Annotated in this window: 7 protein-coding genes; 3 read left to right on the forward strand and 4 right to left on the reverse strand. The window is 70.3% G+C overall.

The genetic code is table 11. The features are described from left to right. Window positions 1-12 precede the first annotated feature (12 nt). A complete protein-coding gene (locus tag AWQ68_RS17695) occupies window positions 13-2,277 on the forward strand; it encodes a hypothetical protein (RefSeq protein ID WP_066941679.1) in 2,265 nt (754 codons plus the stop codon). Between the two features lie 114 nt (window positions 2,278-2,391). On the opposite strand, the gene AWQ68_RS17700 is transcribed toward AWQ68_RS17695, so the two are convergent. After that, window positions 2,392-3,471: a MaoC family dehydratase gene (locus AWQ68_RS17700; RefSeq protein WP_245655963.1), complete on the reverse strand. Its 1,080-nt coding sequence runs from the start codon at window positions 3,469-3,471 to the stop codon at window positions 2,392-2,394. Window positions 3,472-3,611: 140 nt separating this feature from the next. Here AWQ68_RS17700 and AWQ68_RS17705 point away from each other — a divergent pair, with 140 nt between their 5' ends. Continuing rightward, entirely contained in the window at window positions 3,612-4,769 is a 1,158-nt protein-coding gene (locus AWQ68_RS17705; protein WP_066941681.1) for an acyl-CoA dehydrogenase family protein, read from the forward strand. 73 nt (window positions 4,770-4,842) lie between these two features. Here AWQ68_RS17705 and AWQ68_RS17710 read toward each other — a convergent pair whose 3' ends face one another. Both AWQ68_RS17710 and AWQ68_RS17715 read right to left on the reverse strand, forming a co-directional pair. After that, complete coding sequence (locus AWQ68_RS17710; protein ID WP_066941683.1) at window positions 4,843-5,346, reverse strand: carboxymuconolactone decarboxylase family protein; 504 nt, start codon at window positions 5,344-5,346, stop codon at window positions 4,843-4,845. A gap of 204 nt (window positions 5,347-5,550) precedes the next feature. Beyond that, complete coding sequence (locus AWQ68_RS17715) at window positions 5,551-5,916, reverse strand: hypothetical protein (protein ID WP_245655964.1); 366 nt, start codon at window positions 5,914-5,916, stop codon at window positions 5,551-5,553. A 209-nt stretch (window positions 5,917-6,125) separates the two neighbouring features. Between AWQ68_RS17715 and sigJ the strand changes: the two genes are divergently transcribed. Next, window positions 6,126-7,070, forward strand: a complete 945-nt coding sequence (gene sigJ, locus AWQ68_RS17720; RefSeq protein WP_066941687.1) for an RNA polymerase sigma factor SigJ — start codon at window positions 6,126-6,128, stop codon at window positions 7,068-7,070. Window positions 7,071-7,511: 441 nt separating this feature from the next. Here sigJ and AWQ68_RS17725 read toward each other — a convergent pair whose 3' ends face one another. Then, window positions 7,512-8,303 carry a hypothetical protein gene (locus tag AWQ68_RS17725; RefSeq protein WP_066941689.1) on the reverse strand — a complete coding sequence of 264 codons (792 nt, stop codon included), beginning with the start codon at window positions 8,301-8,303 and terminating at the stop codon, window positions 7,512-7,514. Between the last annotated feature and the right edge of the window lie 1,338 nt (window positions 8,304-9,641).

The following is a 9,641-nucleotide window of genomic DNA, read 5'->3' on the forward strand; positions in this document are numbered from 1 at the left end:
CAGGAGACACGAATGTTACGCCGACTGACGGCCGCCGCCCTGGCGGCCACGGGGATCGCCGCGGTGCTCACCGCGGCGGCCCCCGCCCCGGCCCTCGCGGCCCCTCCCTCATGCGCTCCGGGTGACTGCTTCACCGTGAGCGTCTCGCTCGACCGGGCCCCGGCCGTCGGGCAGGACGCGACGCTCACCGTCGAGGTCACCGCGAAACAGGACATCCCCGACGCCACGACCGTCATCGACCTGCCGGACACCCTGCGCTGGGTGCGCCCGCCCGCCGAGCTCTCCCACGTCGCGGCGAAGATCGGGCGCAGCCCCGTGGACCGCGCCAGCCGTACGAACCGGGCCCGGCGCGGCACGCCGGTCCGGTACGAGGGCGTGGTCACCGCGGTCGCCCCCGGCCCCACCTCGATCCGCGTCCACGCCCGGGACGCGCGACCCGGCCCGAGCAGCGAGGGGCTCGCCTACCTCACGATCGGGGAGAAGTCCTCGATCTTCGGCATGCCTCCGGACGACGGCGCGCGCCGTACGGCGATGCCACCACCGCGGACGTCCCTGGCGAGGGACACGTGCGTGCACGGGCGCGTCACCCACTTCAAAGCGGAGGACGGCTCGGTCACGGGCGTGCCCAGGGCGGCGGTGTATGGGTTCGACAGCGACGCCGACGACAACCGGGACAGCCTCGGGTGGGCCATGACCGACGACGCGGGCGCCTACAAGCTGTGCTTCCCCGGCACCGAGGAGGACGGCACCGGCCAGGACGTCTCCATCGAGGTCAGCTCGAGCAGCTACCACTGGAACGTCTCGAAGCCCGGTGACATGGACCCGGAAACCGCCTATTACAGCGGCAAGAGCGCGGTGACGGCGGACGTGCCCCCCGGCACCGACCAGACGACCATCGACCTCCAGAGCGCGCCCGGCAGCCCCCTCGAAGGCGCGTTCCGGATCTTCACCGCCGCCTACGACACCTGGAAGGCGTACACCGGCTGGCTGAACGAGCCCGGAAACGACTGCTGGAATCCCAGCGCGCGGAACTGCCAGGCGGTGACCATCCGGTGGGCGCCGGACCAGGTTCTCCGCACCCCCTACTACTGTCCCATTGACGGGACCGAGAAATGCCCGAATCGCTACGAGATCCACCTGGACGCCTCGGATCAGCTTCGCAGGATGACGGTCGGCCACGAGCTGGGGCACTTCATCATGGACTACACCCACGACCGCATGCCGCCGTACGGGAACGAATGCACGAAGCACTACATGGAAGTGCCCTCGTCCCCCGCCTGCGCCTGGTCGGAGGGGTGGGCCAACTGGGTGGCGGTCCAGACCTACGACGAGACGCACTTCCGCTGGGGCAGCGAGGCGGCGATCAACCTGGAGAGCCCTCGGTGGTTCAGCAACGGCTGGCCGAGCGGAGAGGGCGCCGACAAGGTCGAGGGCCGTGTCGCCGGCGTCCTCCTCGACCTCGCGGACTCCGGGGCGCGCAACGAGAAGTACTGGGACACCTCCAGTCTGGGACCCGCGGGCGTGGTGGCGGCCTTCAGGAAGGCACCCGCCAACGACATCAACCAGTTCGCGAACCTGATCGACGCGGCGGACGCGCTGGACGCGAGTTCGGCGTTCTTCCAGAACACCATCTACCCCGTCCGCTTCGAAACGCTCTATGACAGGCAGCCGGTGCTTCGGCCCGCGAACGTTCCGGTCCACCAGCACCACGCCTCCACGCCCGACAGGTGGTCCGTGGTGGCGACGGCGCCCTCCTCGGCGGACGGCGACGACGTTGACCTGAAGGTGGCGCCGGAGGCCGATCTCGAATCGGCCGTCACCAGCTCCGAGTGGGGCATCTCCGGCCCCGACTTCGTCGCCGTGCAACCGACCCAGGACAGCAAGCTCTACCGGGCCGACGTCACCTCCAGTACGAACTATCAGGAGCACGTGATCGAGCTGGCCGTGGCCCCGCCGGACCAGCTCGCCCAGGGCGCGCCCATGGAATTCGCGATGGGCGCCGGCAACCTGGTCGAGATCCGTACGACCCGGATCGAGAAGGGCGTGCCCGCGACCCTCACCGTCGTGCCGCGCAACGGGCAGGACTTCGACCTCTTCGTGATGGCGCCGGACTCCGGCAAGTGGGGCCTGCCGCGTTCCAAAGCCCGTCGCTCGACGAGCGGCGGCCCGAACAAGATCGAACGGATCACCATCTCGGATCCGAAGGTGACCGGCGACTACGCCGTCATCGTCATCAAAAGGAGCGGGGAGGGAGGGCTCACCCTGGTCCGTACGTGACGTCGGCGCCCCCGGACGCCCGCGTGTACGGCCGGCGGCGCGGGCATCCGCCGCGTCGAAGGGGCTTCAGGTGATGGCATAACCCGGCGGCCAGGTTGAAGGGGCTGCGCCGAGTCATGCCATCACGGCGACGAACCTCCAGTCGAGGACGTCGCGCGGGTCGCCGTCGCCCAGGGCGGCGACCCGCGAACGGAGATGGACCAGCCCACCGCCGCCCGGCAGCGGGGTGCGCCGTTCCACGACCACCTCGCTGGAGAGCGTGTCCCCCTCGTGGACCGGGCCGAGGTGGTCGCAGCCGTGCCAGGCCACGACGGTGAGCAGGTTCGGCAGCGCCCGCGCCGCCTGGGACAGCGCGACGCCGATGGTGTGCCCGCCGTACACCAGCCGTCGCGCGTCCCGGGCGGCGCCGGCGTCGTGATGCACCCGCGCGATGTTCACGGTGAGCCTCGCCAGTTCGGGAGCGGCGGACACCACGTCTCCCCCGCCGACCCGCCACCTCTCGCCCTCGGAGACGTCGGCGAAGTGCCGGCCCGGGACCCGTTCCCGGAACCGGTCGAGACTCCAGCCGGCAAGCAGCCGCTCGGCCCCCTCCGCGAGGTCGGCGTCGGAGACCGCCGTGCCCACCGCGTCGAGATCGGCGTCGTGGCCGGTCCGCACCTCGGGGTCGCGCAGCGGCAGCATCGCGCAGCGCCAGAAGTCGAGGACGGGCGCCCCGTCCTGGTCCACCGTGCCGATCCGCAGCACGGCCAGCCCGGTCGGCCGTCGACCCTGTTTGGGGCGGTTCTGCCGCAACGCCACCACCTCGGTCGACGTACGCAGGGTGTCACCGATCGACGGCAGCCGCCGGAACGCCAGCCCCCGATAGAACAGGTTCGCCACGACGTGATGGGTGACGAGCGTGGACTGGCCGATCGCCACGTCCCAGACCAGCGCCGGATGCGCCAGGGCGGCCTCGCCCGTGACCTCCCGGCACAGGTGCGCGTCCAGCGGCAGCCGCAGCCGGTCGCCGACGACCGCCTGATGGACCGCGGCGTGCCCGGCCGTGAGAGTGACGCCGGGCGCGCCGTCGAACACCTGCCCGACCGCCAGCTCCTCGAAGTACGGCCCCTCCGCGATCGCCGTCACCGCATCGCCCACCGTCGACTCCCATCCGTTCGCCATGCCCTGCCCGCTCGTCTTGTCGAGATCGCTCACCGCGCCGTACCCACTGTCGTCTCCTCGGGCGGCGCCCCCTTAACCGGAGCTCCAACCGGGCAGTGTTCCCATCGATGAGTGGTCGGATCGACGACGGAGGCCGCGACCGGCGGCCTTCGTGGACGCGGCGTGGAGGCGACATGACGGAGCTGTCGGAGGAGGAGCGGGCCATCGTGGCGACCGTACGGGACTTCGTCGACCGGGAGGTCCGGCCCGTCGTCCGCGACCTGGAGCACGCCGACGAGTACCCCGAGGCACTGATCGAGCAGATGAAGCGGCTCGGCGTCTTCGGCCTCGCCGTACCGGAGCCCTACGGCGACGTGCAGGTCTCCATGTCCTGCTACGTCATGGTCACCGAGGAGCTCGCCCGCGGCTGGATGAGCCTGGCCGGCGCGATGGGCGGGCACACCGTGGTGGCGAAGCTGCTCGCGACGTACGGCACCGAGGAGCAGAAGCGGCGCTACCTCCCCCGGATGGCCACCGGCGAGGTGCGCGCCACGATGGCGCTGACCGAGCCGGGCGGCGGCTCCGACCTGCAGGCGATGACCACGGTCGCGCGCCGCGCGGACGACGGCTACGTGATCGACGGCGTCAAGACCTGGATCACCAACTCCCGCCGCTCGCAGCTCATCGCGTTGCTCTGCAAGACCGATCCGGCCGCGAAGCCGGCGCACACCGGCATGAGCATCCTGCTCGTCGAGCACGGCCCCGGCCTCACCGTCTCCCGCGACCTGCCCAAGCTCGGCTACAAGGGCGTGGAGAGCTGCGAGCTGTCCTTCGACGGCTACCACGCGCCCGCCTCCGCGCTCCTCGGCGGCGTCGAGGGCCGCGGGTTCGCGCAGATGATGAAGGGGCTGGAGACCGGCCGCATCCAGGTCGCCGCCCGCGCCCTCGGCGTGGCCCGGGCCGCGTTCGAGGACGCCCTGCGCTACGCCCAGGAGCGCGAGACCTTCGGCAAGCCGATCTGGAAGCACCAGGCCGTGGGCAACTACCTCGCCGACATGGCCACCAAGCTCACCGCCGCGCGCCGGCTCGTGCTGTACGCGGCCGAACGCGCCGACAGCGGGCGGCGCTGCGACCTGGAGGCCGGGATGGCCAAGCTCTTCGCCTCCGAGACCGCGATGGAGATCGCGCTCAACGCGGTGCGGATCCACGGCGGCTACGGCTACTCCACGGAGTTCGACGTCGAGCGCTACTTCCGCGACGCCCCGCTCATGATCGTCGGCGAGGGGACGAACGAGATCCAGCGCAACGTCATCGTCCGGCAACTCGTCAACAGAGGTGGCCTGGACCTCTGACCGGCTACGCGGGGGCCGGTGGTTCCCGGGGTGAGGCGCGGTCGCCGTGTCCTCACCCCGAGCCTGCCGGACGTTACCTGCTGTAGTTCTTCCCGAGGGGCTTACCGGGGATCGGCTTGGCGATGAGGGCGACGGGGATGAAGAAGCAGATCTGGCCGATCGCGATGGTAAGCGTCCACAACGCCTTGTCGTCGTAGTGGGCGGCTGCCTTGGCGTACAGCTCGTCGGGGACGCGCTCCCCGAACGGGTTCGGGGTGAGGACGGCCTCCACGAGTTCCAGTGCGACCCGTTCGGCGTCGGTGAAGTAGGGGGCGTCCTGCCATGACGCCACGGCGGTGATGCGCTCCTCTGTCTCCCCGGCCTTGCGGAGGAGGCCGGTCTGCCGGACGGTGTGGTACGTGCTGCCGACGATCTGCCCGGCGCGCAACTGCACCAGATTGATGGTGGTGTGCGGGATCGCGCCGTTCAGGGTGGCCTTGGCCATGGCTCCGGCGATCGTGGCCACCTCGGGGAAGAACTGGCTGGGGTCGGGCAGACGCGACTGGAGGTTGTCCTGCTCGGTCGTAGGCGTGGACATGGTGGGGTTTTCCCTTCTCGATTTCAGCGGTCTGGGGCTTGCTGACGGCCGCGCATGAGCGGCCGGTGGCGGGACGATCACGCGTTCCGAAACGGGTTGTCGAGGGCGATCCGCGTACCGGCCGGGGTCGCCGAGCTTTCCCGCGTGCTGGACGGTCTCTCAGTGGCCCGGTGACGCAACCGCGGGGAATGTGCGCGTCGACCGTCAGGCGGCAGCGGTCACGTCAGCGCGGCGGGCGGTCCGGATCCGGACGAGCTGGAGGAGGCTCATGCCGAACATCAGGACGCCCAAGGGGACGTGCACCGTCTTCACGTGCGCTATGCCCAGCGCTACCTGCGCCGACGTGGCCGCCAAGAATCCGACCGCGTACAGGATGGGCCTGGGCGAGCCGCCGCCCGGCCGCCACACCAGGATCGCGACGACGACGTGCAACAGCGCCACGATGAACACCCCGTACGCGCCGGCACTGTGCAGCGCCCCACCTCCGGGTGAGGACAACAACAGCCCCGCGGTGATCGCCTGGATGAAGACGCCTACGGTCTGCACGGTGATCGCGACACGCAAGAACATGAGGTTGCCTTGCTTCGTCGTCGTGTCCGAGGGCATGGCGAGGTCTCCCCTTCTCAATCTCAGCGGTGTTTGAGGCTTTCGACCCGGCGCCTCAGTAGTCCGACGACGCAGCCGCGGAAAATGTGAGGTGACGCGCCGACCTCACAGTTCGGTGCGCTGTCTCGTCGATCTGGTGAGGACAGCTGCGACCAAGGAAAGTCGGGGACGCCATGACCACCCCATCCGAGCCAGGGCACGGCCGGTTCGATCCGAGCCTGAACGCGATCATGAGCGAGCGGCGTCAGCTGATCAATCTGGCGTACCGGCTCCTCGGCTCCCTTGCCGACGCCGAGGATGTCGTCCAGGAGACCTACACCCGCTGGTACGCCATGCCCCGGCAGCAGCAGGACGCCATCGAATCCCCCGGCGCCTGGCTGACGAGGGTGGCCAGTCGCATCTGCCTGGACCTGCTCGGCTCGGCGCGGGCCCGGCGAGAGCGCTACGTGGGCGAATGGGTCCCGGAGCCGCTGCCCGATCGTACGGAGTGGATCGGCGGGCGGCCGGACGGTGACCCGGTCGATCCGGCCGACCGGGTCACTCTCGACGAGTCGGTCAGCATGGCCTTCCTCGTCGTGCTCGAATCGATGACCCCGGCCGAGCGCGTCACGTTCGTCCTGCACGACGTCTTCTGCCACTCCTTCACCGAAGTGGCCGAGATCGTCGGCCGTACCCCGGCGGCATGTCGCCAGCTGGCCTCGTCCGCCCGCCGTCGCGTCCGCGCGTCGCGGGCTCCCGCGACTCCGGCGGCCCAGCAGGCCGGCATCGTCAGGGACTTCAAGCAGGCATGGGAGGCGAAGGACATCGGAGCCCTCGTCGGCCTCCTCGACCCCGACGCCACGATGATCGCCGATGGCGGCGGCCTGGTCAGCGCCGTGCTCTACCCGATCGAAGGCGGCGAGCAGATCGCCCGCTACATCATCGCCATCGCCGGCAAGGCGCCCGGCCTGACGATCCTGGAGCGTACGGTCAACGGTCAGCCCGGTCTGGTGGCCCAGCGCGACGGCGTCACCGTGACGGTGGCGGCGTTCGACGTTCCAGGCAACCGGATCAAGCACATTTGGGCGGTACGCAACCCCGAAAAGCTCTGGCCTTGGGCGGAGAAGTCACAGCACTAGATGTACTGCCCAGGCAGGTTGGTGACACGGCTGATGGGTGGCTGGCCTTTCAGCGCAGGGCGCGTCTCGAGTTGTGATCAATCTGCCGTCCACCTCGCCGCCTTGGGGCCGGTACTGACCCCGCCCTTTCGACGGGAAAGGGCGGGTCCTCCCGTGCGCTCCGGCAGGCCCAGGTCGGGCGAGCCCGGAGCAGACCGGATCGGCGCCCCAAGGATTCTTCCCGAGGCTCCGCCCGGACGTTCCTCGCGAACGCCGCCCCGAGCTCTTCCCCGAGACGCTTTCGGAGTTCGTCCCCCGGCTCCTCGCGGAGCTCTGCCCGCGGGTTCTCCCCCGGTGTCCGCCCGACGCTCCCGCCTGCCGGTCCCGGCGGAGGTCCGCCGGAGCTCTTCCGGGGGCTCTACATGAGGATTCGCCCCGGGATTCTGCCCAGATCGGTGGCGGTTACAGGCCGAACACGGCCGGCGCGGTCCGCCAGTCCTTCGCGATGGCCTTCTGGGCCGCGGCGAGCCGTACGGTGCCCGCGCACACCGCCTTGTACAGCCTGGTCTCCACCGCGTTCTTGTCGAGCGCCGTCTTCCCGCCGGCCTTGTACCGGGGCTGCGGCCAGAGGTTCTTGACGCTCTTCGGAGACCCGCCGAGCAGCAGCGGGATGAGGTGGTCCTCCTCATAGTGGGCCGCGTTCTTGTCCCCGTAGCCGTACTGGGTGATCTGGGTGACCTTGAGCCTGCTCAGATAGCTCGCGGACGGCCGGACCTTGGCGGCGTACCCGGCCGCGCAGATCGTGGTGGAGATGGTCGCCTGGGTGACGCCGGGGTTGCGGGCGCCCGGCTGGCACTTCGGGTCGGGGAGGGGAAGGAAGGCCCGCGAGCACTGCGACTTGCCCGGCTTCGCCGTCGCGGTGGGTGTGGGAGTCGGGGTCGGCTTCGGGGTCGGCGTCGGGTCGGGCGAACCGGAACCTGCGGCCGGCTTCCACCGCCAGTACGAGCCGTCCTGAACGCACTGGTAGGTCGCGCCGGCTTCGGAATAGCCGTATTTCCCGTGGGCCGCCGCCGGGCAGAACGCACCGGGCGTGACGCATTCCCAGTGGTCTCCCACCTGCCGGTAACAGCTGGACTCCGACGCGCCGCGGGAGACGAGCGCCGCGTCGGCCGCATGCACGGCGAACGGTGCGGCGAGCAGCCCGACGGCCAGGCCTATGACAGAGATCAGAGTACGCAGAGTACGGACGCGCAAAGCGCCTCCCGCTTGCTTGGGGGGTATGTGACAGATGAGAAGACGGTCAACTCCTGTCCGAGGTTGACGAACTTTGTCATGCCACCGCACGGGCTGCCGAGCCAGCCGATCGGGACGACGATGCCCATCCACCGGTACGCCTCGGAACGTAGATGCCGCCTGGGTCGACTATGGGGGTGCCGGGGATAGCCGTTACGGCGACGACGCCTGCCCGTTGGTGGCCGGGGGTGGCAGAGGAGCCCGGGAGCGGGCAGATACGACAGGGCCGGCGTCTCTGTCGCCTCGACCCGCTCTTGAGCTGCTCCACCGCGCCTCAGCCTGCTCCGCCGCGCCTGAGCCTGCCTCGGCTCCCGAACCCGGGACCTCCTGCACCGCGACCGACCGGCACACCACTAATGCGGCCTCGAACTGGTGCGGCCTCGAATTTTCGGCGAGGCCGAAGCACGGGCCGGGGCGGTTGGTCGCGGAGCCGGCCAAGCGGATGAAGCCGGTCCGACTCGTGAGGGCGATCGCCCCCTGAGACGCGCGGTGGTCGGCATCAGCTTCCCCACCACCGTCGTCTCGGTCGAAGCGCCGGTACATGGGAGTTCCGGCACGCTGACTTCCCACGCGGACTTCCGGCGCATGCAGCCCTCGCGCGTGCAATTCGGGCATGCTGCCGGGCCGGCCCGTGGACGGGCCTGATCACCGGTGACCGATCGCCCCGCCGGGTCTCGGTCCCCGTCTCCACTGCCTGTTCGCGCACCGTCTGGGACAGCCTGGGGCAGACGCGGGCGGAGCCCCGGCCACGCTGACTTCCGGTGCATGCAGCCCGAGCATGAGCAAGTTCGGGCATGCTGCCGGGCCGGCCCGTGGACGGGACGGGACGGGTCAGCCTCGATATGCGTGGTTGCGTTCGCTGGCCGCTGTCTGTCCACCTATCGTCCGGGGCAGTGCGCGGAAGTCCGGCACATGAGAGTTCCGGCACACGGACGCCCGTCGCGTGCGGCCCTGGCGCGTGGAGTTCGGACATGCTGCCGGGCCGGCCGGTGGACGGGCCCGGTCAGCGGTGGCCGATCGCCCCGCCGGGCCTCGGTCCGTCTCCACTGCCTGTTCGCGCACCGTCGGGGGCAGCCTGGGGCAGACGCGGTGGAGCCTTGGCCACGCTGACTTCTCGCCTGTGCAGCCCTGGAGCGTGCAGCCCTCCCTGGAGCGTGGAGTTCGGGCATGCTGCCGGGCCAGCCCAGGGGCGGGGCCGGATCACCGGTGACCGATGCGATCACTACGTCAACCACGTCGCCGATCGCCCGTCGCGGATCACCGATCAGAGGTTGCGGATCGCCGTTCAGCGGTCGTCGG

Origin of the sequence: Microtetraspora fusca, assembly GCF_001570365.1 — a bacterium.
Lineage (GTDB): Bacteria > Actinomycetota > Actinomycetes > Streptosporangiales > Streptosporangiaceae > Microtetraspora > Microtetraspora fusca.

Bases quoted from the DNA above. Each gene is read 5' to 3' on its own strand.
- sigJ (WP_066941687.1), top strand. From the start codon at position 6,126: ATGACCACCCCATCCGAGCCAGGGCACGGCCGGTTCGATCCGAGCCTG.
- AWQ68_RS17695 (WP_066941679.1), top strand. From the start codon at position 13: ATGTTACGCCGACTGACGGCCGCCGCCCTGGCGGCCACGGGGATCGCC.
- AWQ68_RS17715 (WP_245655964.1), bottom strand. From the start codon at position 5,916: ATGTTCTTGCGTGTCGCGATCACCGTGCAGACCGTAGGCGTCTTCATC.
- AWQ68_RS17705 (WP_066941681.1), top strand. From the start codon at position 3,612: ATGACGGAGCTGTCGGAGGAGGAGCGGGCCATCGTGGCGACCGTACGG.
- AWQ68_RS17710 (WP_066941683.1), bottom strand. From the start codon at position 5,346: ATGTCCACGCCTACGACCGAGCAGGACAACCTCCAGTCGCGTCTGCCC.